This is a genomic window from Pseudomonas sp. TZ252 (genome assembly GCF_056110345.1).
Genome location: NZ_CM148566.1, coordinates 1,890,794 through 1,915,233, shown reverse-complemented (window position 1 = coordinate 1,915,233; position 24,440 = coordinate 1,890,794). Strand labels below are relative to the sequence as shown.

At 65.5% G+C, this 24,440-nt stretch carries 22 protein-coding genes and 1 pseudogene; 14 read left to right on the top strand and 9 right to left on the bottom strand.

What is annotated here, in order from left to right; all coding sequences use genetic code 11:
- Positions 1–26 precede the first annotated feature (26 nt).
- Genes ACYAF3_RS08790 through ACYAF3_RS08775 form a run of 4 tightly spaced genes read left to right on the top strand, consistent with a single transcriptional unit; the run spans position 27 to position 6,390 of the window.
- Positions 27–2,399, top strand: coding sequence for a type VI secretion system Vgr family protein (locus tag ACYAF3_RS08790; protein ID WP_023088652.1), 2,373 nt, complete (start codon positions 27–29; stop codon positions 2,397–2,399).
- Positions 2,396–4,633 (top strand): type VI secrection system-dependent phospholipase D effector PldB, encoded by a 2,238-nt coding sequence (gene pldB, locus ACYAF3_RS08785; protein WP_057392909.1) that lies wholly within the window; start codon positions 2,396–2,398, stop codon positions 4,631–4,633. The genes ACYAF3_RS08790 and pldB overlap by 4 nt, the downstream gene beginning before the upstream one ends.
- Before the next feature lie 3 nt (positions 4,634–4,636).
- Complete coding sequence (locus tag ACYAF3_RS08780) at positions 4,637–5,512, top strand: tetratricopeptide repeat protein (protein WP_023518169.1); 876 nt, start codon at positions 4,637–4,639, stop codon at positions 5,510–5,512.
- An 8-nt stretch (positions 5,513–5,520) separates the two neighbouring features.
- Positions 5,521–6,390 (top strand): tetratricopeptide repeat protein, encoded by an 870-nt coding sequence (locus ACYAF3_RS08775; protein ID WP_128669370.1) that lies wholly within the window; start codon positions 5,521–5,523, stop codon positions 6,388–6,390.
- A 62-nt stretch (positions 6,391–6,452) separates the two neighbouring features.
- Here ACYAF3_RS08775 and ACYAF3_RS08770 read toward each other — a convergent pair whose 3' ends face one another.
- A complete protein-coding gene (locus ACYAF3_RS08770; protein ID WP_003121218.1) occupies positions 6,453–7,409 on the bottom strand; it encodes a LysR family transcriptional regulator in 957 nt (318 codons plus the stop codon).
- 64 nt (positions 7,410–7,473) lie between these two features.
- On the opposite strand from ACYAF3_RS08770, the gene ACYAF3_RS08765 reads away from it, so the two are divergent.
- From ACYAF3_RS08765 to ACYAF3_RS08755, 3 genes are read left to right on the top strand one after another with little or no spacing between them, the layout of a single operon-like run.
- The gene (locus ACYAF3_RS08765) at positions 7,474–8,724 is read left to right on the top strand and encodes a D-amino acid dehydrogenase (RefSeq protein ID WP_003103445.1); all 1,251 of its coding nucleotides are present in this window, start codon (positions 7,474–7,476) and stop codon (positions 8,722–8,724) included.
- Positions 8,725–8,749: 25 nt separating this feature from the next.
- On the top strand, positions 8,750–9,100 hold the full coding sequence (locus ACYAF3_RS08760; RefSeq protein WP_003095925.1) for a RidA family protein: 351 nt from the start codon (positions 8,750–8,752) through the stop codon (positions 9,098–9,100).
- A gap of 42 nt (positions 9,101–9,142) precedes the next feature.
- On the top strand, positions 9,143–10,042 hold the full coding sequence (locus ACYAF3_RS08755; RefSeq protein ID WP_003103446.1) for a transporter substrate-binding domain-containing protein: 900 nt from the start codon (positions 9,143–9,145) through the stop codon (positions 10,040–10,042).
- A gap of 4 nt (positions 10,043–10,046) precedes the next feature.
- On the opposite strand, the gene ACYAF3_RS08750 is transcribed toward ACYAF3_RS08755, so the two are convergent.
- Complete coding sequence (locus ACYAF3_RS08750; protein ID WP_003095920.1) at positions 10,047–10,523, bottom strand: NUDIX domain-containing protein; 477 nt, start codon at positions 10,521–10,523, stop codon at positions 10,047–10,049.
- A 181-nt stretch (positions 10,524–10,704) separates the two neighbouring features.
- On the opposite strand from ACYAF3_RS08750, the gene pip reads away from it, so the two are divergent.
- From pip to ACYAF3_RS08715, 7 genes are all read left to right on the top strand, one after another.
- A complete protein-coding gene (pip, locus tag ACYAF3_RS08745; protein WP_003095918.1) occupies positions 10,705–11,676 on the top strand; it encodes a prolyl aminopeptidase in 972 nt (323 codons plus the stop codon).
- Positions 11,673–12,110 (top strand): D-aminoacyl-tRNA deacylase, encoded by a 438-nt coding sequence (gene dtd / locus ACYAF3_RS08740; RefSeq protein WP_003103447.1) that lies wholly within the window; start codon positions 11,673–11,675, stop codon positions 12,108–12,110. The genes pip and dtd overlap by 4 nt, the downstream gene beginning before the upstream one ends.
- A gap of 456 nt (positions 12,111–12,566) precedes the next feature.
- On the top strand, positions 12,567–14,144 hold the full coding sequence (locus ACYAF3_RS08735; protein WP_105579128.1) for a glucan biosynthesis protein G: 1,578 nt from the start codon (positions 12,567–12,569) through the stop codon (positions 14,142–14,144).
- Positions 14,137–16,722 carry a glucans biosynthesis glucosyltransferase MdoH gene (gene mdoH / locus ACYAF3_RS08730; RefSeq protein WP_003103448.1) on the top strand — a complete coding sequence of 862 codons (2,586 nt, stop codon included), beginning with the start codon at positions 14,137–14,139 and terminating at the stop codon, positions 16,720–16,722. Before ACYAF3_RS08735 ends, mdoH begins: the two co-directional genes overlap by 8 nt.
- Positions 16,723–16,959: 237 nt before the next feature.
- Positions 16,960–17,760 (top strand): transporter substrate-binding domain-containing protein, encoded by an 801-nt coding sequence (locus tag ACYAF3_RS08725; protein ID WP_003095910.1) that lies wholly within the window; start codon positions 16,960–16,962, stop codon positions 17,758–17,760.
- Positions 17,761–17,825: 65 nt separating this feature from the next.
- Positions 17,826–18,788 carry an amino acid ABC transporter permease gene (locus ACYAF3_RS08720; RefSeq protein WP_003103450.1) on the top strand — a complete coding sequence of 321 codons (963 nt, stop codon included), beginning with the start codon at positions 17,826–17,828 and terminating at the stop codon, positions 18,786–18,788.
- A complete protein-coding gene (locus tag ACYAF3_RS08715; RefSeq protein WP_003095906.1) occupies positions 18,781–19,515 on the top strand; it encodes an amino acid ABC transporter ATP-binding protein in 735 nt (244 codons plus the stop codon). Before ACYAF3_RS08720 ends, ACYAF3_RS08715 begins: the two co-directional genes overlap by 8 nt.
- A gap of 7 nt (positions 19,516–19,522) precedes the next feature.
- On the opposite strand, the gene ACYAF3_RS08710 is transcribed toward ACYAF3_RS08715, so the two are convergent.
- From ACYAF3_RS08710 to ACYAF3_RS08680, 7 genes and pseudogenes are all read right to left on the bottom strand, one after another.
- Positions 19,523–19,984, bottom strand: a complete 462-nt coding sequence (locus ACYAF3_RS08710) for a UPF0158 family protein (protein WP_003095904.1) — start codon at positions 19,982–19,984, stop codon at positions 19,523–19,525.
- A 109-nt stretch (positions 19,985–20,093) separates the two neighbouring features.
- Positions 20,094–20,798, bottom strand: a complete 705-nt coding sequence (locus ACYAF3_RS08705; protein WP_406840196.1) for a methyl-accepting chemotaxis protein — start codon at positions 20,796–20,798, stop codon at positions 20,094–20,096.
- A gap of 198 nt (positions 20,799–20,996) precedes the next feature.
- A pseudogene (gene mcpK / locus ACYAF3_RS08700) lies at positions 20,997–21,869 on the bottom strand (methyl-accepting chemotaxis protein McpK); the annotation flags it as partial.
- A gap of 379 nt (positions 21,870–22,248) precedes the next feature.
- The gene (locus ACYAF3_RS08695; RefSeq protein ID WP_003095898.1) at positions 22,249–22,956 is read right to left on the bottom strand and encodes a 16S rRNA (uracil(1498)-N(3))-methyltransferase; all 708 of its coding nucleotides are present in this window, start codon (positions 22,954–22,956) and stop codon (positions 22,249–22,251) included.
- Positions 22,953–23,756: a twin-arginine translocase subunit TatC gene (gene tatC, locus ACYAF3_RS08690; RefSeq protein ID WP_003115041.1), complete on the bottom strand. Its 804-nt coding sequence runs from the start codon at positions 23,754–23,756 to the stop codon at positions 22,953–22,955. The genes ACYAF3_RS08695 and tatC overlap by 4 nt, the downstream gene beginning before the upstream one ends.
- Positions 23,753–24,178 carry a Sec-independent protein translocase protein TatB gene (tatB, locus tag ACYAF3_RS08685; protein ID WP_003115042.1) on the bottom strand — a complete coding sequence of 142 codons (426 nt, stop codon included), beginning with the start codon at positions 24,176–24,178 and terminating at the stop codon, positions 23,753–23,755. Before tatB ends, tatC begins: the two co-directional genes overlap by 4 nt.
- Before the next feature lie 13 nt (positions 24,179–24,191).
- Positions 24,192–24,440 (bottom strand): twin-arginine translocase TatA/TatE family subunit, encoded by a 249-nt coding sequence (locus ACYAF3_RS08680; protein WP_003095893.1) that lies wholly within the window; start codon positions 24,438–24,440, stop codon positions 24,192–24,194.

The following is a 24,440-nucleotide window of genomic DNA, read 5'->3' as shown; positions in this document are numbered from 1 at the left end:
CGGCTGCGTTTCCAAGAGGACAGTGAATGTTCGCCCCCGCCAACCAGACGCACTTCAGCCTTCGCATCGAAAACCTCCGGCACGACTTCCAGGTACTCGCCTTCCGCGGTCGCGAAGCCATCAGCCAGCCCTTTCGCTTCGACCTGGAACTGGTCAGCGAGCGATCCGACCTGGACCTCGACGCGCTGCTGCACCAGCCGGCCTTCCTGATCCTCTCGCCGAGCGGGCAAGGGGTCCACGGACAGCTCACCAGCATCGCCCAGGGGGACTCCGGCAAGCGCCTGACCGGCTATCGCGCGACCCTGGAGCCGCGCCTGGCCTACCTGGGGCTGTGCAGCGACCAACGCATCTTCCAGCGCCTCAGCGTGCCGGAAATCATCGGTCGGGTGCTGGAGGGCCACGGCATTCTCGCCGACGCCTACCGCTTCCAGCTGGGTCCGACGCCGTACCCGGCCCGCGAATACTGCACGCAGTACGACGAAACCGACCTGGCGTTCCTCAGCAGGCTCTGCGAGGAGGAGGGCATCCATTACCACCATGAGTTTTCTGCCCAGGGCCATGTGCTGGTCTTCGGCGACGACCAGACCTCCTTTCCGCGGCTGCAACGCCCCGTCGCCTACGTGCAGGACGCCGGGCTGGTCGCCGACCAGCCGGTGGTCAAGCGCTTCGGCGTGCGCTTCGACACCCGTGCCAGCCGGGTTACCCGGCGCGACTACGACTTCGAGCAACCCGCGTTGCAGATGCAGGCCGCCCATGGCCCGCAGCCCGGGGCGCAGCAACCGGACCTGGAGGACTACGACTATCCCGGCCGCTTCACCCACCGCGAGCGCGGCAAGCACCTGAGCCGTCGCGCGCTGGAACGGCATCGCGCCGACTACCTACAGGCCAGGGGCGAAAGCGACGAACCGGCGCTGCTCAGCGGACACTTCCTGACGCTGTCCGCGCATCCCCGCGGCGAATGGAACGATCTCTGGCTGCTTACCGAGGTTCTCCACGAAGGGCGGCAGCCGCAGGTACTGGAAGAGTCGATCGACAGCGACGTCGCGCAGGGCCAGGGCGATTTCCGCCAGGGCTATCGCAACCATTTCGTCGCCACTCCCTGGAGCGCGCATTTCCGCCCCCCGCTGGAGCATCCCAGGCCACGCGTGCTGGGCTGCCAGACAGCGGTCGTGACCGGCCCCGCCGGCGAGACCATCCACTGCGACCAATACGGCCGGGTCAAGGTGCAGTTCTTCTGGGATCGCCTCGGCCAGGCCGACGACAACACCAGTTGCTGGTTGCGCGTCGCCTCCAACTGGGCGGGCAAGCGCTATGGCGGCGTCGCCATCCCGCGGGTGGGCATGGAAGTCCTGGTGGGTTTCCTGGAGGGCGATCCGGATCAGCCGCTGGTCACCGGCTGCCTCTACCACAGCGAAAACCGGGTGCCCTACGAGCTGCCGCAGAACAAGACCCGCAGCGTTTTCAAGACCGACAGCTACCCCGGCGGCGGCGGTTTCAACGAACTGCGCATCGAGGACCGCAAGGGCCAGGAACAGATCTTCGTCCACGCCCAGCGCGACTGGGACGAGAACATCGAGCACGACCAGAAGATCCGCGTCGGCCACGAGCGCCACGACACGGTCGAGGGTGATAGCTACAGCGAGTTCAGGGCCGAGGAACAGCGCACGGTCCATGCCGACCGCAAGGTCGAACTGAAGGCGGCCGACCACCTCAGCGTCGCCGACGCGTTGCACCTGAGGATCGGCACCGGCCAGTTCGTCGAGGCGGGCGACGAGATCCATTTCAAGGCCGGCGACAAGGTAGTGATCGAGGCAGGCATGGAGCTGACCCTAAAGGGCGGTGGCAGCTTCGCCAGGCTCGACCCGGGCGGTGTCACCCTCGACGGCGCCCAGGTGATGATCAACAGCGGCGGCAGCCCCGGCATCGGTAGCGGCGTTCGTGCGCTGTCGCCGCTGCAACCGCTCGCGGCCGACGCCGCGGCGGCGGGAGGCGCCTTGTTGGGAGCCATCGCCCAGAAGATCGGCGAAGCGCCGCAGAAACTCCTACGTTTCGAACTCAGTCCGTTGCCCGGCGTGGCATCGGCGGCCAGGCAACCGTATCGGCTCTACGCCAACGGTGCCCTCAAGGAGGAGGGCATCGCCGACGAAGGCGGCGCAATCAGCTTCGAACCGCTTCCGGGCGAACGCACCTATCGTATCGAGACGGCCAATGGCCACGCCTACGAAGTGGAGATGGTCGACCGGCCGGACGCACTGCAGGTCGACGATCGGCTCGCCCAACAGGGGTTCCGCGACTACCGGGCGGAAATGCCCCAGCACAAGCCGCGTTCCGCCCCGGACGCCTACCGGCGCGACGCCTCGCGGCCCGGCGCCGCCGACAAGGATGAGCCCACGCCATGAGCGACCTGTACAAACCGCAGACCCTCAAGCTGTACGCGCAACAGGCCGGCAGCGTCCGGCTGACCCTCGACTGGTTCGCCAACAAGGCCTTCTACCCACCGCGCGCGGGTGTGCACATCAAGCCGCTGATCAATGGCCAGGCGGCCTTCGACGCGGTGCATGCGGCGATGGAAGCGGCCCGGCACAGCATCGACATCATCACCTGGGGCTTCGACCCGGCCATGCGCTTCAAGCGCCCCGACGGACCGCGAATCGGCGAATTGCTGCAGACGAAGGGCCGCGAAGGAGTGCAGGCGCGGGTGCTGGTCTGGAGCAACCAGCTCGCCAGGCTCAAGGAAAACACCATCCCCGGGGCCGGCGTCGGCGGTTCCGGCGGCACCTGGGTGGGCTCGGGCGTCGCCAGCGGCAGTGCGGTGGACAACGAGGTGCTGCGGCTGGAGCAGCGGCGCCAGCATAACCTCAACCTCATCGCGCGGCAGCAGGAAGCCCTGGAACGCTCGGAACGGCTGCACCGCGAAGGCAGGCTGCCGAGCTTCGACCCGCGGGGCGCCGCCCACGCGCGGGCGCGCATCGCCGAGCTGGAGGCGGAGAACGCCGAGATCCAGCGCACTCTCGACAGCAGCGAGGCCCAGGGCTACGGCGGCAAGCGCGGTTCCGGCGGCACCCGCCAGGATCCCTGGGGGCAGATATTCACCCGCGACTGGTTCAAGGCGGTACGCGGCGGTGGGTTGCAGAACGTCGAGTTCCGTACCCGCGACTTCGAGCAGACGGCCAGGCCGGTGATGAACGGCGAGCAGGTACGCCTCGTCAACGGGCGGCTGCAAAGCCTGATCCACCTGTTGCGCGCCGATGGCATCGACGACCTGGGCATCGGCCAGTTGCTGGTACTCACCCAGTTCGCCAGCCATCACCAGAAGATGGTCCTGGTCGACTATGGTAGCCCGCAGGCCATCGGCTTCGTCATGGGTCACAACATGCACCGCAACTACTGGGACACCAGTGCCCACCTGTTCGACGACCGCGCCGCCGGTCGCGATCCCGGGTTCGGGCCCTGGCAGGATATCTCCATGCAGGTCCAGGGACCGGTGCTGGCCGACCTCAGCCGCAACTTCAGCGAGGCCTGGGACCTCGAGACGCCGTGGTACAAGCGCTGGTTCTCGACGCCATCGCTGACCGCCGAGCGCGACGCCTTGCCGCTGCCGAAGATCGCCACGCCCGCCAGCAACAGCGTTGCGCAGATTTGCCGGACCCAGCCACAGGACGGCGAGCGCTCGATCCTGGAGCACTATCTCAAGGCCCTGGGCAATGCCACCGACTACGTCTACATGGAAAACCAGTACTTCCGTTATGCCGGCTTCGCCGAGCGCCTGCGGAAGACCGCGCAGGCCCGCAAGGCCCGGGGCGTGCCCGGCGACCTGTACCTGTTCGTCGTGACCAACACCCCCGACTCCAGCGACGCCTCGAAGACCACCTACGACATGATGAAAGGCGTGGGCCAGGAGCAGCTGATGCCGCAAGTGCAGCGCGACCTGGCGCATGACCTGCGGGAAAAGCGCGAGCAGTTGAAGCAGCTCAGGGAAAACCCGCACCCCGATCCCTATGTCCGGCGCGGCCAGGAAAACAACATCGAACGGCTGCAACGCAAGATCGAGGCGCTCGAAGAGAAAGGCGTGACGCCGGAAGTCGAGCAACGCCTCGGCGGTCTCGGCGCGCAGGACATTCCCGAACTGGCGAAGAACACCGGCGAGGACGACAAGCCCTACCAGCTCGCCGACGTGCCCGGCCTCAAGGTGGTCATCGCCACCCTGGCCACCAGCGACCCCGCCCCCGGCAGCCCGCCGCCAGTACGCATGTCCGCCGAAGCCGAGGCCGCCCTCGGGGCGCCGCCGCTGAAGGCGCGCTACAAGCACATCTACGTGCACTCCAAGCTGCTGCTGGTGGACGACCTCTATACCCTGCTCAGCTCGGCCAATATCAATGTCCGCAGCATGCATAGCGACAGCGAATTGGGGGTTGCCCAACCCAATCCGGATTTGGCGAGGGCGATGCGGGAGGAGTTGTGGGGGGCACATGCTTATAAGTTGGCCGAAACGACCGAAGAAAACTTCAAGCTGTGGAATCAGAAGATGGATAAGAACTGGAAGCAGCAGCGAAATGGTGAATCTCTAACGACCCATTTATTGCGGTTCTGGGATGTCACCACACCCTATAGTCCCAATTTTACGGTGGACTGAGCGATGCGTATCTCTATTTATCTGTTCACTTTCCTGCTGAGTTTCGGAGTTTCCGTTATGGCCGACAGCAAATCATTCGTCTGCGTTAATGAAAAAGACCATCTTCCTCCGTTGGATTCGCAAGCCGATGCTTGGTACCGCGAAGCAGCCGCCTTGGCCAAGCCCGATACTCTGCGGCCCTGGGGCCGTATCGTCGAGCTTTACAGCAAGGCAGTGGAGCGTGGCCACTGGAAGGCCATGCATAACTTGGCGAACCTCTATCGTACCGGTTGGCCGGGAGGTGTGGAGAAGGACACTCAGAAAGCTCTAGACCTTTACCAGAAAATGATCGATCTGAAGATTCCTCAAGGTTTCTATAATATGGGGGCAATGATCGGTAATCGTGCCGGGGTCAATAATCCTGCAACTGATGGTCTTACTTTTCTTGATAAGGCTGCTAGCCTAGGAAATCCGCCGGCGCTAACCGAACTGGGTAAGCTTTATATTTATGTGGCCAAAAACAGAGAGTTGGGTTTGGCATATACCCAATGTGCTGCGAGTCAGGGTTATGCTCCGGCAAACTATGAGTTGGGGAGTTACTACGAACTCGTTGAACACAACTTTCCAAAAGCAGCAAGATATTATCTTCTTGCTGCCAGTCAAGGAAATGATGATGCTGCCCTCTTCATGTCCGGAGTTTTTGATAAGACCAGTCCCGATGTTGACAGAATGTGGTACTCCCCCGATGAAAAACTACACAAGGAATATTATTCAATCTATAAAAAGCTTGAAGCTGATCCTGATTTACGTTTTCCCAACCTGATGAAGGAGCATCCGTTACCACCTCATCCCACTCAGGGCTACGACGCAGATCGGCCTGACTGGAAACCGGAGCAGTGATGCGGCTGATGGCTATTGGACTTTGGGCCGTGCTGTGTCTTGCAGCCGTCCCCGTGATGGCCAACAGCAAATCGTTTGTCTGCGTTAATGAAAAAGGCCATCTGCCGCCGTTGGATTCGCAAGCCGATGTCTGGTACCGCGAAGCAGCCGCCTTGGCCAAGCCCGATACTCTGCGGCCCTGGGGCCGTATCGTCGAGCTTTACAGCAAGGCAGTGGAGCGTGGCCACTGGAAGGCCATGCATAACTTGGCGAACCTCTATCGTACCGGTTGGCCGGGAGGTGTGGAGAAGGACACTCAGAAAGCTCTAGACCTTTACCAGAAAATGATCGATCTGAAGATTCCTCAAGGTTTCTATAATATGGGGGCAATGATCGGTAATCGTGCCGGGGTCAAGAATCCTGCAACTGACGGACTTACTTTTCTTGATAAGGCTGCTAACCTAGGAAATCCGCCGGCGCTAACCGAACTAGGTAAGCTTTATATATATGTGGCCAAAAAAAAGGATTTGGGGTTGGCGTATACTCACTGTGCTGCTAGCCAGGGCTATGCGCCGGCTAATTATGAGTTGGGAGCGTATTACAAGATAGTGGAGCACAATTTCCCAAAGGCACTGGTTTATTATCAGGCGTCAGTCTCTCAGGGGGGCAAGAGCGCGGCTTTTTTCCTATCACGAGTCTTCGGAAGTGAGACTCCTCCTGCAAGTGCAATGTGGTACGCCCCCGACGAAAAGTTGCAAGAAGCGTATTATTCAATCTACAAAAAGCTTGAGGCCGACCCTGACTTACGTTTCCCCCATCTGATAGAAGACCATCCTCTGCCTCCTCACCCCACCCAGGGCTACGACGCGGACCACCCAGACTGGAAGCCGGAGCGGTAAGTACGCGAGGCGTGGGCCAGAACGACGTCCAAGGTTTCCAGCGGCAGGCCAGGCGGCAAATGCTACATCTGCACGGCCCGCAAACGCTCCTCGGCCTGGCGGGCGAGCATCCGCAGCAGCGGAGCGAGGGTGTGCGGCGGGGTTTCGTCGGCGCGGGTGATGGCGTAGAGGGTGACCGGGAAGGCCGGGCTCAATGGGCGGATCGCGGTGCTGTGCGGGTCGGCGCCGAGGGCGGTGAAGGGATCGACCAGCGCCAGGCCCGCCCCAGCCTCCACCAGGGCGCGGGCGAGGGCGTAGGTCTGCACGGCGATCTTCACCTGCGGCGGTGGCTCCACGGCGCTGAGGTAATCCTCCAGGCGGGCGAACAGCGGGTCGGCGGTGGACAGCCCGATCAGCGCTTCGCCGGCCAGCCCGGCCAGGCTCAGCGGCTGCCGGCGTTCCGCTTCGGGCCAGTGTTCGCGCGGCGCCAGGGCCACCAATACGCCGCTGGCGATGGCTTCGCCGCGCAGGCCGGGGTGTTCCGGCTGCTTCAGGCTCAGGGCCAGGTCCAGTTCGCGCATCAGCAGGCCCTGCACCAGCTCGCGCGAATGCAAGGTGGCCAGTTCGCAGCCGCTCTGCGGATAGCGCGCGCTCCATTCGCCGATCGCCCGCGGCAGCAGCGACAGCGCCAGGGCCGGGGTGGCGCCGATGCGCAGGCTGTGGCCCGGCTGGCGCCGCAGGTTCTGCGCCAGGCGCCGCACCGCCTGCAGGCTATCGCTGAGCTTGGCCACTTCGCGCTCCAGTTCCAGCGCTTCCGGAGTCGCCAGCAGCTTGCCGCGCACTCGCAAGAACAGCGGGAAGCCCAGTTGCTGCTCGGCGTGCTGCAGGACCTTGCTCACCGCCGGTTGGGACACATGCAGCAACTGTGCGGCGCCGCTGACCGAGCCAGCCTGGCGGATCGCCTGGAACACTTCGATATGGCGGAGCTTCATCGGCGCGATCCCATAACCTGGATTTATACCCTGGCCATCTTTATTCATTGTCCTACCGCTGTCATCCGCGCCTATCGTCGAAGCCCTGGAAAACACCTGGATAACGATTGTCATGGCTCAGCGGGTTTGCATCATCGGCGCCGGCGTGGTCGGCCTGGCCACGGCCTACGCCCTGGTTCGCGAAGGATTCGACGTGACCCTGGTGGAAGCGCGCGAGCGGGGCGGGCTGGAAACCAGCTACGCCAATGGCGGGCAGTTGTCCTATCGCTACGTGGCGCCATTGGCCGACAGCGGCGTGCCGGCCCAGGCGCTCGGCTGGCTGCTGCGCAACGATGCGCCGTTGCGCCTGCGGCCGCGTCTTGATCCGGCGCAGTGGCGCTGGCTGCTGGGCTTCCTCGCGGCCTGCCGCGGCTCGCTGAACCGCCGCAATGCCGCGCACCTGCTGCGCCTGGCATTGCTCAGCCAGCGCACCCTGCAGGACTGGCGCGAGGAGGATGGCCTCGATGGCTTCGACTGGCGGCGCAACGGCAAGCTGGTGGCGTTTCGCCAACCGGCCAGCTTTGCGCGGGCCCGCCAGGGCCTGGCCGATCCCTCGGCGCAATTCGTCCTGTCCGCCGCCGAGTGCCGCGAGTTGGAGCCGGCCCTGTCCGACGCGCCCTTCGTCGGCGGCATCCACACGCCGGACGAGGAGGTCGCCGACTGCCATGCCTTCTGCGTGCAACTTGCCGAGCGCTTGCAGGCTTCCGGACATTGCCGGCAACTGCATGGCCGCAGGGTGACGAAGATCGTCGAGGGCGGCGCGGCGGTGCGTGGCGTCGAGGTCGGCGGCGATCTCATCGAGGCCGATCATGTGGTGCTGGCCGCCGGCTACCGCAGCGCCGAATTGATGCTGCCGGGCCTGCGCCTGCCGCTATACCCGCTCAAGGGCTATAGCCTGACCCTGCCGGTCGGCGCGCAGCACCGCGCGCCGGATACCAGCATCACCGATTACGACCGCAAGATCGTCTACGCGCGAATCGGCGAGCGGCTGCGGATCGCCGCGATGGTCGACATCGTCGGCTTCGACCCCGGCCTCGAGCCCGCGCGCCTGGCACTGCTGCGCCAGCAGGCGCGAGACACGTTCCCGCAGGGCGGCGATTTCGACGCCGCCGTCGAATGGGCCGGCATGCGCCCGGCCACGCCCACCGGGGTACCGCTGGTGGGCAACGGCGGCTACCGCAACCTCTGGCTCAACCTCGGCCACGGCGCGCTCGGCTTCACCCTGGCCTGCGGCAGCGGGCGCCTGCTGGCCGAGCAGATCGGCCGCCGCCCGCCGAGCATCGATACCTCTGGCCTGCTTCCGCGCGGCGCGCTGGCTGGCTGAATTCCCCTCGACCTGGAGCACTCCCATGGAACCGACCCGTATCGCCACCAACGACCGCCTGTCCGCCGCGGTCTGCTTCGACGCCCTGGTATTTCTTTCCGGCCAGGTGCCGGGCCAGGCCGAGGATATCCATGGCCAGACCCGCGAGGTGCTGGCGAAGATCGACGCGCTGCTGGCCGAGGCCGGGTCGCGCAAGGAGCGTATCCTCAGCGCGACCATCTACCTGAAGGACATCGCCCGCGATTTCGCCGCCCTGAACGAGGTCTGGACCCAGTGGTTGCCGACCGGCCAGGCGCCCAGCCGGACCACCGTCCAGGCGGAGCTGGCGCGTCCGTCGGTGCTGGTGGAGATCACCGTGGTGGCGGCCAGGGGCTGACTTACTTTCCATAGCCATAAGAAAAAAGAGGCAGAACCTCCGATGAAAATCCTTGTATCCAGCACTCTCGCACTCTCCCTGTCGCTCGCCATCGGCGCCGCGCAGGCCGAGGAACTCAGCGGCACCCTGAAGAAGGTTGCCGACAACGGCACGATAACCCTGGGTTATCGCGATGCCTCGGTGCCTTTCTCCTACCTTGGCGATAACAGCGGCCAGCCCATGGGCTATTCGGTGGAACTGGCCGACAAGGTGGTGGAGCGGCTCAAAAGCACCCTCGGCAAGCCGGAACTCAAGGTGAAGTACAACCTGGTCACTTCGCAGACCCGTATCCCTCTGGTGCAGAATGGCACCGTCGACCTGGAGTGCGGCTCCACCGGGGTCACCGCCGAGCGGCAGAAACAGGTGGCGTTCTCCTACGGCTTCATCTACGTCAAGGGCCAGTTGCTGACCCGCAAGGACAGCGGCATCGCCCACTTCGACGACCTCAAGGGCAAGAACGTGGTGACCACCGCCGGCACCACCAACGAGCGCTACCTGAAGAACTACAACGCCGAACACAAGCTGGGGATGAACGTGGTCAGCGCCAAGGACCACGGCGAAGCCTTCCAGATGCTGCAATCGGGTCGCGCGGTGGCCTTCTACATGGACGATGCGCTGCTCTACGGCGAACGCGCCAAGGCGCGCCAGCCGCACGACTGGGTGGTGGTCGGCGAGCCGCAATCGCGGGAGATCTACAGCTGCATGGTGCGCAAGGACGACCCGCAGTTCCTTGCCCTGGTCAACGAGACCCTGGCCGGGCTGTATCGCTCGGGCGAGATACAGGGCATCTACCAGCGCTGGTTCCAGCAGCCGATCCCGCCCAAGGGGTTGAACCTGGAGTTTCCCATGACCGCGGAGCTGAAGGCGATCCTCGAGAACCCCACCAGCGATCCGGTGCAGTGAGCGTCTAGCGCTGCAGGCCGAGGTGGCGGATCGACGGCGTCGGCGCGTCCAGGCGCGACCAGACGTCGTCGGCCAGTTCGGCCGGATAGAACGACGGCAGGCCAGGCAGTTCGTCGCGGGCGATCCAGCCGACCTCGCGGATATCGAACTCGTCGCCGCCCAGGCCCTTCAGGTTGGCCAGGGTCGGCTCGCCACGCCAGGCGTCGATGCGGTAGAACAGCTCCATGTGGAAGCGCCCGGCGGCGGGTTCGGCGAATTCGCGCACGTAGACCAGCGGGCCGACGTCCACCCGCAGGCCGGTCTCCTCGAAAAACTCGCGCCGGACGGTATCCTTCGTCGATTCGTCGCATTCCGACTCGAAGCCGCCGCCGGGCGGAATCCAGTAGATGTCGCCGCCGACCTCGTGGCGGACCAGCAGGATGCGTTGCTCCACCACCAGCAGGCCGGCGGCGCGGATACGGTGTCGCAAGGCCTCGGCCATGCTCGTTCTCCCGGCGCCAGGCGCCGTTGCTTGGATTGATGGTTTCCCCTCTACCGGGGCGGACATGAAAGCCGCTCGGTTTTTTTCCCGGCGCCGAAGTATCATGCGCGGCAGAGCAAAGGACGGGCCCCGCTGTCGACGTTTGCGCCGGGGGCCGAACACATCGCCTCGGGAGCGCATCATGCTAGTTCTGTATCCGGAAATTAAACCCTACGCTCGCCACGAGCTGGCCGTCGACGAACCGCATGTGCTGTATGCCGACGAAAGCGGTTCGCCGGACGGACTGCCGGTCGTCTTCGTCCACGGCGGCCCCGGCTCCGGTTGCGATGCCCTGTCGCGTCGCTTCTTCGATCCCAACCTCTACCGTATCGTCACCTTCGACCAGCGCGGTTGCGGCCGTTCCACGCCCCACGCCAGCCTGGAGAAGAACAGCACCTGGGAGCTGGTGGCGGACATGGAGCGCCTGCGCGAGCACCTGGGTATCGAGAAGTGGGTGCTGTTCGGCGGTTCCTGGGGCTCGACCCTGTCGCTGGCCTACGCGCAGACCCATCCCGAGCGGGTCCATGCGCTGATCCTGCGCGGCATCTTCCTCTGCCGTCCGCAGGACATCCACTGGTTCTACCAGGAAGGCGCCAGCCGCCTGTTCCCCGACTATTGGGAAGACTATGTCGCGCCGATCCCGCCGGAAGAGCGCGGCGACCTGCTGGCGGCCTTCCACAAGCGCCTGACCGGTAGCGACCAGATCGCCCAGATGCACGCTGCCAAGGCCTGGTCGACCTGGGAGGGCCGCACCGCCACGCTGCGCCCCAACCCCATGGTGGTGGACCGCTTCACCGAGCCGGGCAGGGCGCTGTCGATCTCGCGCATCGAGAACCACTTCTTCGTCAACCAGGGCTTCCTCAGGCCCAACCAGTTGCTCGAGGACATGCACCGCATCGCCCATCTGCCTGGCGTGATCGTGCATGGCCGCTACGACGCCATCTGTCCCCTGGACAATGCCTGGGCCTTGCACCAGGCCTGGCCGAACAGCGAACTGCAGATCATCCGCGACGCCGGGCATACCGCCAGCGAGCCGGGGATAGTCGATGCGCTGGTGCGCGCCACCAACGAGATCGGCCGGCGACTGCTCGACCTGCCGCCGGAGGCCGAATGAAGGCATTGCTGCAGCGCGTCGGCGCGGCGCGGGTGGAGGTTGGCGGCGAAATCGTCGGCTCCATCGATCGCGGCCTGCTGGTGCTGGTCGGGGTCGAGCCCGAGGATGGCGAGCGTTGCGCGGCGAAGATGCTGCACAAGCTGCTCAACTACAGGGTGTTCGGCGACGACGAGGGCAAGATGAACCGGTCCTTGCTGGACGTGCAGGGCGGCTTGCTGCTGGTCTCGCAATTCACCCTGGCGGCGAACACCCGCAGCGGACTGCGTCCGAGCTTCTCCAGCGCGGCGCCGCCGGCGCAAGGAGAGGCGGTGTTCGAGCACCTGGTGAAACTGGCGCGGGAGGCCTATCCGCAGGTGGCGACCGGGCGTTTCGGCGCCGACATGCAGGTGCACCTGGTCAACGACGGGCCGGTGACCTTCCTGCTGGAGAGTTGATCGGCGTCGAGGGGATTTTCCCCAAGGTGCTTCAGGGAGGGATGGCGGGGCCGGAACGGTGAATTTTTGTGACAGATACATGGCCTTTTGTCACAACCTCGGTGCATCATCCGCACGCCGATTTCATGCTGTACAGGACAGGCCGGCCGGCATCCCGATGCCGGGCGGGGCGTCCTGCAACCCAATGGACGGGAATCATTCCGCCCGGGCAGGGTCGGAACCTCTGGGGTCGCTAGCCGACGAGCGGCATGCCCCCTGGTCTTCCAGGCCCGGTGCACGTAACGCGAATGACTGGAAACAGGCATTCTTTTTGTCAGATCGCGCCAAATCTGGCTATCTATCGGGTTTGGCAGCGAATGTGGCGAAACCATGTTCGACCGGCACTCCGGTGCCGTCGGAGACCCCTGAACGGTCAGGGCGTCTTCAGTAATTCATGTTCACGGACGAGGGGGCCTCGTGATTTTCCGTTCCGTTTCAAACACCGATTTCCGCGCCCGCGTGCGCACCCTGCTGCTTGCCGGCTCGACCGCGCTGGCATTCGTCGCCGCCCCGGTATGGGCGTTCAGCATCGACGACGTGGCGAGCAAGGCCAAGGACCTGGCCGGCGACAAGTATTCCGCGCCGACCAGCAACCTGCCATCGGAATTCAGCGAAATGAAATTCGCCGATTACCAGCAGATCCGTTTCATCAACGAGCGCGCCTACTGGGGCAAGCTGAAGACGCCGTTCAAGCTGAGCTTCTATCACCAGGGCATGCACTTCGACACGCCGGTGAAGATCAACGAGGTGACCGCTACCACGGTCAAGCCGGTCAAGTACGATCGCACCAAGTTCGATTTCGGATCCCTGAAGTTCGACGAGAATGCCACCAAGGATCTCGGCTATGCCGGTTTCCGCGTGCTCTATCCGATCAACAAGGCCGACAAGCAGGACGAGATCGCCACCTTCCTTGGCGCGAGCTACTTCCGCGTGGTCGGCAAGGGCCAGGTCTACGGTCTGTCGGCGCGCGGCCTGGCGATCGATACCGCGCTGCCTTCGGGCGAAGAGTTCCCGCGCTTCCGCGAATTCTGGATCGAGCGGCCGAAGGCGCAGGACAAGCAACTGGTGATCTACGCCCTGCTCGACTCGCCGCGGGCCACCGGCGCCTACCGCTTCGTGCTGCGTCCGGGCAAGGATGCGGTGATGGATGTCCAGGCCCGCGTGTTCCTCCGCGACAAGGTCAGCAAGCTGGGCCTGGCGCCGCTGACCAGCATGTACCTGTTCGGCTCCAACCAGCCGTCCGAGCAGCACAACTTCCGGCCCGAGCTGCATGACTCCAGCGGCCTGCAGATCCATGCCGGCAACGGCGAGTGGCTGTGGCGTCCGCTGAACAATCCGAAGCACCTGTCGGTGAGCACCTTCAGCGTGGAGAACCCGAAAGGCTTCGGCCTGCTCCAGCGCGGCCGCGAGTTCTCCCGCTACGAAGACCTGGATGACCGCTACGACCTGCGTCCGAGTGCCTGGATCGAGCCGAAGGGCGACTGGGGCAAGGGCACCGTGGAACTGGTGGAAATCCCGACCCCGGACGAAACCAACGACAATATCGTCGCGTTCTGGAACCCCGAGACCCAGCCTGAGGTCGGAAAGCCGCTGGACTTCGCCTACCGCCTGCACTGGACCATGGATGAAGACGAGCTGCACGACCCGAAATCCTCCTGGGTCAAGCAGACCATGCGCTCGGTCGGCGACGTGAAGCAGAAGAACCTGATCCGCCAGCAGGACGGCAGCACCGCCCTGGTCGTCGACTTCGAAGGGCCGGCCCTGAAGGACCTGGCGCCGGACGCGCCGGTGACCACCCAGGTCAGCACCGACAGCAACGCCGAGGTGGTGGAGAACAGCCTGCGTTACAACCCGGTCCTGAAAGGCTGGCGCCTGACGCTGCGGATCAAGGTCAAGGATCCGAAGAAGCCGGTGGAAATGCGCGCGGCGCTGGTCGACGAGGCGCAGAAGCCACTGAGCGAAACCTGGAGCTATCAGCTGCCTGCCGATGAATAACCCATCCACTACGAAAGCACCGCTGGCCGACTACCTCGCTCATCTTCCCCTGGCGGAAGAGGAGCGGGAGCGGCTTGGCGAGTCCGCTTCCTTCTCCGAGCTGCACGCTCGCCTGGCGGGAGCGGAAGGCGCCGCTGCCGATGCCGGGGGCGATCCCGCCCTGGCCTCGGTACGCGCCCGCCTGCAGCTGGGCACCCCTGAGCTGGACGACGCCGAGATGTTCGGCGTCGACGCCCAGGGTCGCACCTTCCTCAAGATTTCCCCGCCGATCCGCCGTACCAAGGTGATTCCCGAGCCCTGGCGCACCAACATCCTGGTGCGCGGCTGGCGTCGGCTGACCGGACGCAGCAACCCGCCCAAGCCCAAGCGTGCCCTGCCGCGGGCCCGCTGGCAGCGGGTCGGCTCGCTGCGCCGGTTCATCCTGCTGTTGTTGATGCTGGCGCAGACCTCGGTCGCCACCTACTACATGAAAGGCATCCTGCCCTACCAGGGCTGGGCCTTCGTCGACCTGGAGGAGCTGGCCCAGCAGAGCCTGCTGGATACCGTCCAGCAGGTGCTGCCCTATGTCATCCAGTTCGGCATCCTGGCGCTCTTCGCGATCCTCTTCTGCTGGGTCTCGGCCGGCTTCTGGACCGCGCTGATGGGCTTCTGGGAGCTGCTCACCGGGCGTGACCGCTACCGGATCTCCGGCAGCAGCGCCGGCAGCGAGCCGATCGCCGCCGACGCCCGCACGGCGATCGTCATGCCGATCTGCAACGAAGACGTGCCGCGGGTATTCGCCGGCCTGCGGGCGACCGTCGAGTCGATGGCCGCCACCGGCGAGATGGAGCGCTTCGACTTCTTCGTCCTCAGCGACACCAACGACCCGGATATCGCCGTCGCCGAGCAGCAGGCCTGGCTCGAGCTGTGCCGCGAGACCAAGGGCTTCGGCAAGATCTTCTACCGTCGCCGCCGGCGTCGGGTGAAGCGCAAGAGCGGCAACATCGACGACTTCTGCCGGCGCTGGGGCGGCGACTACCGCTACATGGTGGTGATGGACGCCGACAGCGTGATGAGCGGCGACTGCCTGGCCAAGCTGGTACGCCTGATGGAGGCCAATCCTGAGGCGGGGATCATCCAGACCGCGCCGAAGGCGTCCGGCATGGACACCCTGTATGCGCGCATGCAGCAGTTCGCCACCCGCGTCTACGGCCCGCTGTTCACCGCCGGCCTGCACTTCTGGCAACTCGGCGAGTCGCACTACTGGGGCCACAACGCGATCATCCGCATGCAGCCCTTCATCGACCACTGCGCCCTGGCGCCGTTGCCGGGCAAGGGCTCGTTCGCCGGCGCGATCCTGTCCCACGACTTCGTCGAGGCTGCGTTGATGCGCCGTGCCGGCTGGGGCGTGTGGATCGCCTACGACCTCGACGGCAGCTACGAAGAACTGCCGCCGAACCTGCTCGACGAACTCAAGCGCGACCGCCGCTGGTGCCACGGCAACCTGATGAACTTCCGCCTGTTCCTGGTCAAGGGCATGCACCCGGTGCACCGCGCGGTGTTCCTCACCGGGGTCATGTCCTACCTGTCGGCGCCGTTGTGGTTCTTCTTCCTGGTGCTTTCCACCGCGCTGCTGGCGGTGCACCAACTGATGGAGCCGCAGTACTTCCTGGAACCGCGGCAGCTGTTCCCGATCTGGCCGCAGTGGCATCCGGAGAAGGCCATCGCGTTGTTCTCCACCACCCTGACCCTGTTGTTCCTGCCCAAGCTGCTCAGCGTAATGCTGATCTGGGCCAAGGGCGCCAAGGGTTTCGGCGGGGTGATCCGGGTGACCCTGAGCATGCTCCTGGAGATGTTCTTCTCGGTGCTGCTGGCGCCGGTGCGCATGCTCTTCCACACCCGCTTCGTGCTGGCCGCCTTCCTCGGCTGGTCGGTGCAGTGGAACTCGCCGCAGCGCGACGACGACGCCACGCCCTGGAGCGAGGCGATCCGCCGGCACGGCATGCAGACCCTGCTGGGTATCGCCTGGACCCTGCTGGTGGCCTGGCTCAACCCGCGCTTCCTGTGGTGGCTGTCGCCGATCGTCGGTTCGCTGATCCTGTCGATCCCGGTATCGGTGATCTCCAGCCGGGTGAAGCTGGGCCTGCGCGCCCGCGACGAAAAGCTGTTCCTGATCCCGGAGGAGTACGACACGCCGCGCGAGCTGCGCGCCACCGACGAGTACACCTACGAGAACCGCTGGCATGCGCTCAAGGATGGCTTCCTCAAGGCCGCCGTCGATCCGTTGCTCAACGCCCTGGCCTGCGCCATGGGCACGGCTCGCCACAACCGTGCGCAAGCCATCGAGACGGTGCGCGGCGAGCGTATCGGCAAGGCCATCGATAAGGGCCCGGAACAGCTCGACGGCGCCACGCGCCTGGCTCTGTTGAGTGACCCGGTAGCACTTTCGCGCCTGCATACGCGGGTCTGGGAAGAGGACCGCGACGACTGGCTCGGCCGCTGGCGCAAGGCCGAGGCGGACGACCCCCACGCCGCCAGCGTACCGCTGGCCCAGGTAGTGCCCGGCGACGCCGGCCTGCTGCCCGCCGCCCAGTCCTGATCCCATGCCCCCGGCGGAGCGCCGCCGGGGGCATGGTCTGTTTCTTGCCTGTTTTCCCCGTGCGGCGCTGCTGTTACCCTGCGCCGGCAATCCAGAAAGTCTCGTATCGTTCGCCAGCTGAGGTACTATCGGCCGCCTTTTGCGCAGCCGGTCATGGCCTGCTGCCCGCCCGGGACGGCGACACGACGAGAGCATCCGTTCGACGACTGTGTTTCTAAGACTGCTGGGGATTGGGGAATGAAAAAGTATCTTGCTTCATTGGTTCTGGGCGTCTGCGCCCTGGTGGGCGTGGCTTCGGTCCAGGCGGCCGGCGCGGTGGAGGACGCGGTCAAGCGCGGCACCCTGCGGGTCGGCATGGACCCGACCTACATGCCGTTCGAGATGACCAACAAGCGTGGCCAGATCATCGGCTTCGAAGTCGACCTGCTCAAGGCCATGGCCAAGTCCATGGGCGTCAAGCTGGAGCTGGTCTCCACCAGCTACGACGGCATCATCCCGGCGCTGCTGACCGACAAGTTCGACATGATCGGCTCGGGCATGACCCTGACCCAGGAGCGCAACCTGCGCCTGAACTTCTCCGAGCCCTTCATTGTGGTCGGCCAGACCCTGCTGGTGCGCAAGGAACTGGAAGGCAAGATCAAGTCCTACAAGGACCTGAACGATCCGCAGTACAGCATCACCTCGAAGATCGGCACCACCGGTGAGATCGTTGCCCGCAAGCTGATCAGCAAGGCCAAGTACCATGGCTTCGACAACGAGCCGGAAGCGGTGATGGACGTGGTCAACGGCAAGGCTGACGCCTTCATCTACGACTCGCCCTACAACGTGGTGGCGGTGAGCAAGTTCGGCGCCGGCAAGCTGGTCTACCTCGACCAGCCGTTCACCTACGAGCCGCTGGCGTTCGGCCTGAAGAAAGGCGACTACGACAGCATCAATTTCATCAACAACTTCCTCCATCAGATCCGCGAAGACGGCACCTATCAGCGCATCCACGACAAGTGGTTCAAGAACACCGAGTGGCTGAAGGAAATGGAATGAACCGCTGACGGCCCCCGCGAAGGGGGCCGTCGTACCTGCGCATTCCATCGTTCGAGAGAGTTTCCGTGACCAAGAAGAAACGTTCCGTCTGGCCCTGGCACCTGCTGACCGGGCTGATCCTGCTGGTCCTGGCCTGGGCGCTGTGGTTCTCCACCTCGCTGATTTCCTATGAATGGCGCTGGAACCGCGTTCCGCAGTACTTCGCCTACCAGGCCGAGGAGCCGTTACGGGCCAACGAGATCGGCCGGGTCGAGGCTATCGAGGAACAGGGCAGGGACGCGCGCGTCACGCTGCTTGGCGAGAGCGGCGAGAAGCAGGTCGTGACCGTCGCCCAGGACAGCCTGCAATTCTCCGAAGGCGACGACGTGGCCGAGGGCGACGCGGTCGGGGTGACCCGCCACTGGGCCGCCGGCCCACTGCTCTGGGGCCTGTGGACCACCCTCTGGCTATCGCTGGTGTCCGGTGCCATCGGTCTGGCTATCGGCCTGGTCGCCGGCCTCTGCCGGCTGTCGAAGAACCCGACCCTGCACGACCTGTCGACGATCTACGTCGAGCTGGTGCGCGGCACGCCGTTGCTGGTGCAGATCTTCATCTTCTACTTCTTCATCGGCACCGTGCTCAACCTGTCCCGCGAGTTCGCCGGGGTCGCGGCGCTGGCGCTGTTCACCGGCGCCTACGTGGCCGAGATCATCCGGGCCGGCGTGCAGTCCATCGCCCGCGGACAGAACGAGGCCGCCCGCTCCCTGGGCCTGAACGCCGGCCAGTCGATGCGCTACGTGATCCTGCCGCAGGCCTTCAAGCGCGTGCTGCCGCCGCTGGCCGGGCAGTTCATCAGCCTGGTCAAGGACACCTCGCTGGTCTCGGTGATCGCCATCACCGAACTGACCAAGAGCGGCCGCGAGGCGATCACCACCTCGTTCTCCACCTTCGAGATCTGGTTCTGCGTCGCCGCGTTGTACCTGCTGTTGAACCTGCCCCTTTCGCACATGGCATCCCGACTGGAGCGGAGGCTCGGACAAAGTGATTGAAGTACGCAACCTGCTGAAGGTCTTCGATACCCGCGGCCAGGTAGTGCGCGCGGTGGACGACGTGAGTACCCGCGTGGCCAGGGGCGAGGTACTGGTGGTGATCGGTCCGTCCGGTTCCGGCAAGTCGACCTTCCTGCGCTGCCTGAACGGCCTGGAGGAGTTCGACGAAGGCTCGGTGAGCATCGACGGCGTCGACCTGGCCGACCCGAGGACCGACATCAATGCCTACCGCCGCGAAGTCGGCATGGTGTTCCAGCATTTCAACCTGTTCCCGCACATGACCGTGCTCGAGAACCTCTGCCTGGCCCAGCGCGTGGTGCGCAAGCGCGGCAAGGCCGAGCGCGAGGCCAAGGCGCGGGCGCTGCTGGCCAAGGTCGGTATCGGGCAGAAGGCCGACGAATATCCCTCGCGCCTGTCCGGCGGCCAGCAGCAGCGCGTGGCGATCGCTCGCGCGTTGTGCATGGACCCCAAGGTGATGCTGTTCGACGAACCGACCTCGGCGCTCGATCCGGAGATGGTCGGCGAAGTCCTCGACGTCATGAAGACCCTGGCCGTGGAAGGCATGACCATGGTCTGCGTGACCCACGAGATGGGCTTTGCCCGCGAAGTGGCCGACCGCGTGCTGTTCTTCGACCACGGCAAGCTGCTGGAGGACGCGCCGCCGGCGCAGTTCTTCGACAATCCGCAGGACCCGCGGGCCCAGGCCTTCCTCCGCCAGGTCCTCTAGTACCGCGCTAGGCGAACGGCTTGCCCGGCGGCGGCAGGAGCGACGTCGGACTCTGCCGCGCGGCCGGCTGGATATCGTTGTCCTCCAGCCAGTCCAGCGCCCATTCGCGCAGGCGCTCGTTCTGGTAGCGGTACCAGTCCTGCAACAGTTCCGGGTACTCCATCAGAGAGTGCTTGAAGGCCTTGAACGGCTTGCGGCTCTGCAGCGCGTTGGCGAGCGTCGCATAGGCGTGCGGCTCTTCCACCTCGCGGAGGAAATCCTGCATCAGTCCCAGCGACTGGGTGGTGCTCAGCGGGTCGATCAGCAGCAGGCGTTCCGGCTCGTTTTCCAGCAATGCGTCCAGTTCGGGATCGGGCGCCTCGGCGGAGATCAGCAGCACCTTGCCGCTGTACAGGTCGAGGTAGTGGTCGATTCCCGGGGTATCCAGGGCGAAGGCCAGTTCGTCGATATCGATGGTCATCGGGCGCATGGCGTCATCTCCCAAAAGGCGAAAGCCTGATCCTACGCAAAGGTGCCCCTCCTGTCCGCTTTCGATGGACGGGAGGGGCTGCCGATGCAAGGAGGATCCTCTCGGGATGTTACAGGCGGAAGCGTCCCACCTGTGCCTGCAACTGCGTGCCCAGGCGCGCCAGCTCGCCGCTGGAGGCGGCGGTCTGCTCGCTGGCGGCGGCCGACTGCTCGGCGACGTCGCGTACGCTGAGGACGCTGCGGTTGATCTCCTCGGCCACCGTGCTCTGTTGCTCCGCGGCAGTGGCGATCTGCAGGTTCATGTTCTGGATGTCGGAGACGGTGCGGGTGATGCTGTCCAGCGCGGCGCCCGCGCGGCGCGCCAGTTCCACCGTGCTGGCGGTCAGCGAGCGGCTGTTCTCCAGGCGTTCGGCGGCTTCGCCGGCGCCCTGCTGGAGACGCTGGATCAGGCCCTCGATCTCGGCGGTGGACTGCTGGGTGCGCTGGGCCAGGCCGCGGACCTCGTCGGCGACCACCGCGAAGCCGCGTCCGGCGTCGCCGGCGCGTGCCGCTTCGATGGCTGCGTTGAGCGCCAGCAGGTTGGTTTGCTCGGCCACCGACTTGATCACGTCGAGGACGCTGCCGATCTGCTCGCTGTCGTTCTTCAGGCGCGCCATGGCTTCGCTGGAAACGTCCATTTCGCTAGCCAGGCGCTCGATGCGGGTCACCGCCTGGTCGACCACCGCGTCGCCCTGGCGCGCCTCTTCGTCGGCCTGGCGAGCGGCCTGGGAAGCCAGTTCGGCGTTGCGCGCGACGTCCTGCACGGTGGCGGCCATCTCGTGCATGGCGGTGGCGACCTGGTCGGTCTCCACTTTCTGGCTGTTGACCCCGGCGCGGGTCTGCTCGGTGACCGCCGAGAGTTCCTCGGCGGAGCTGGCCAACTGGCTGACGCCGTCGCCGATCCGCCCGACCAGCTCGCGCAGGCTGTCGCCCATGCGCTGCATGACTCGCTGCAACTGGCCCAGTTCGTCGCGGCGCTGGAGGGTCAGGGGATTCTGCGGACGCTTGCCGAGGTCGCCGGCGGCGATGGCCTCGGCCTGCGCGAGGGCTTCGTCCAGCGGCCGGACGATCTGCCGGTTGATCGCCCAGCCGGCGACGCAGCCGAAGGCCAGGGCCAGCGCGGCGATCAGCCAGAGGCTGGCGCGGTCGCGGCTGGCGGTGCTCTCGCGCAATTGGCGACCGGCTTCGGTGAGGGTCCGGCCGGCCCGGGCCATATCCTGGGTGCTGCTTTGCATCGCTTGCTGCGCCTGGCGCGTGCGGATGACGCCGGCACGGAACTGCTCGATCCCGCCACGATAGCCCTGGAGGCTGCCCATGGCCTGTTCCAGCGCCGCATCGGCCTCGCCGGGCAACTGGCCACGCAGCGTCGTGGCGGCCTGGCGGAGGGCGTCGAACGCGGCGAACGCGGCCTGCTCGGCCTTGTCGCTGCGTTCGAAGACGTAGCCGCGCACCTGGTAACGCACCATGAGCAACTGTTGGTGCAGGTCGGCCACCGCACGGCTACGTTGCAACGCCTGCGGGTCGCCGGCCTGTTGCGCGAGGCTGGCGTCCATCAGTTCCTCGAGGCGGGCGAAGCTGTCCAGCGCCTGCTGTGCAGTGCCCACCAGCACACCACGGGCGGCGCTGCGTTGCTGATCGGCTGCGGCGAGGTCGTCGAAGGCCTTGCGGTAGGCTTCGATGGCTTCGGCCTGGTGGGCCAGGGCGGCCGGGTCGAGCTCGCTGTCGCGCAGCGCCTGCAGGCGCTGGAGCATCCCGGCCAGGGTCTGGCGGACCTGCTCGGCCTGGCGCGGGTCGCTGCCGGCTTCGAATGCCAGGCGGCCTTGTTCGGCTTGCTGGGTCTGTTCCATCAGGCTGGCGACTTCGGCGAGCTGCTCGCTGAGGGCGGTCTGGTGCGTGAGGGTGCGGTTGCTGCTGATCACCACCAGCAGAAGCAGCGCGAGGAGGACACCGAAACCGACCATCAGCTTGCGGCTGACGCTCAGCTTGGCCAGTTGGAGAACCCACCAATCGTACATCGTCATTACTCCAGGCAGTGCGACACCCTGGGTTGGCAGCCCCATGGCGTGGCGGAACAGGTAATGGCTCAGCGTCGTCGCGTCCGGCGTGCGGGCGCGGAGGGCCGGTACGTGGCCGGCGGGCGAGGTCTTATGGTTGTCGTGCGGAGCCCTGCGCGACAGAGGATGTCGGCCGGGCGGGGAAAACCTTCAGTCTTTTACCGGAGTTTTTTCAGAACAACCGCGCAAGCAGGGCGCTGACCGCGGTTTCCACGCGCAGGATGCGTTCGCCGAGCTGCACCGGATGCAGTCCGGCTTCGCGCAGCTTGTCGACCTCGTAGGGAATCCAGCCGCCTTCCGGGCCGATCGCCAGGGTCACCGGCTTCTCCACCGCGCGCGGACAGGCCGGCCAGGGACCGGGATGGCCGACCAGGCCGAGGCTGCCGGCGGCCAGGGCCGGCAGGCGGTCTTCGACGAAGGGTTTGAAGCGCTTCTCGACGATGATTTCCGGCAGCACCGTATCGCGGGCCTGCTCCAGGCCGAGGACCAGGTTCTCGCGGATCGCCGCCGGGTCGAGGAACGGGGTCTGCCAGAAGCTCTTTTCCACGCGGTAGCTGTTCAGCAGCACCAGCTTCGGTACGCCCATCGCGGCGATGGTCTGCAACACCCGGCGGAGCATCTTCGGTCGCGGCAAGGCCAGCAGCAGGGTGATCGGCAGCTTGGCCGGCGGCGGCTGGTCGAAGCGCACTTCCAGGGTCGCCTCGCTGGCGTCGAGCTTCAGCAGGCGACCTTCGCCCATCCAGCCGCCGAGGCGGCCGACCCGCAGGGTGTCGCCGTTCTCGGCGCGGTGCACTTCGTGCAGGTGCTTGAGGCGGCGATCGTGCAGGACCGCACGATCCGCCGACACGAAGTCGGCGTCGTCGAGGAGCAGCAGGTTCACTGGCGGGTGGCCGGAGGCTGGTCGCCGTCGCTGGCCGGTTGGTCGTCCGGATGCTCGCCGCGCTTGCGTACCAGGCGGCCGAACAGCAGGCCGATCTCGAACAGCAGCCACATCGGCACCGCGAGCATGGTCTGGGAGAAGATGTCCGGCGGGGTCAGGACCATGCCGACCACGAAACAGCCGATGATCACGTACGGGCGGATCTTCTTCAGGTAATCGACGTCGACCACTCCGATCCAGATCAGCAGCACCGTGGCCACCGGGATCTCGAAGGCGACGCCGAAGGCGAAGAACAGAGTCAGGACGAAGTCCAGGTAGCTGTTGATGTCCGTCATCATCGCCACGCCCTCGGGCGTCACGCTGGCGAAGAAGTGGAAGATCATCGGGAACACCAGGAAGTAGGCGAAGGCCATCCCGGCGTAGAACAGGATGATGCTGGACACCAGCAGCGGCAGCGCCACGCGCTTCTCGTGCTTGTACAGGCCGGGCGCGATGAAGCCCCAGACCTGCGCGAGGATCACCGGCATGGCGAGGAACAGCGCCACCACCATGGTCAGCTTGAACGGCGCGAGGAACGGCGAGGCGACGTCGGTGGCGATCATGCTGGTGCCTTCCGGAAGGAAGCGGCGCAACGGCTCGGAGACCAGGGTGTAGATCTTCTGCGAGAAGTAGAACAGGCCGGCGAAGATCAGGAAGATCGCCGCCACGCTGCGCAGCAGGCGCGTACGCAGTTCGGTCAGGTGCGAGACCAGGGGCATTTCCTGGTCGTGCTCGGGCTGCTCGGGTTTATCGGCGCTCATGGATTACGCGGCGTCTCGGACGGTGGCGAAGGGGGAGTGGAGGCAGCGACTGCCGGCGGTGCCGCGGCGTCCGCGGGCGGAACCGCAGGCGTGCTGGTCGGCGGCGGCGTGGGTACGCTCGGCGCCGGGCTCTCGGCCGCCGGCGGCGGGGTTTCCTGCGGGGGATTCTGGCCGGTCAGCGGGGCCAGCAGCTTCTGCGCTTCGCGCTCCATCGAGAGGATGTGCTCGTTGTGCAGTTGCCGGCGAATCTCGTCCGCGCCGATTTCCCGTTCCACTTCCTGCTTGATGGTATTGAAACTGCGCTTCAGGCGGCCGATCCACAGGCCGGCGGTACGTGCGGCGCCCGGCAGGCGCTCGGGGCCGAGCACCAGCAGGGCGACCAGCCCGACCAGCAACAGTTCGCTGAAGCTGATTCCGAACATCGATGGCTACCCGTCAGTCCTTGCGCGCCGGCTCTTCGACCTTCTGCGCCTGGGCGTCGATGGTGTGCGGCTGGTTCAGCGGTTGGGCCGGCTGGGCGGCGGGCTGGTCCTTCTTGTCGTCTTCCTCGGTGTTCACCGCCTTGCGGAAGCCCTTGATCGCTTCGCCGACGTCGGAACCGAGGTTCTTCAGGCGCTTGGTGCCGAACACCAGTACCACGACGATCAGGATGACGATCCAGTGTTTCCAGTCAAAAATGCCCAT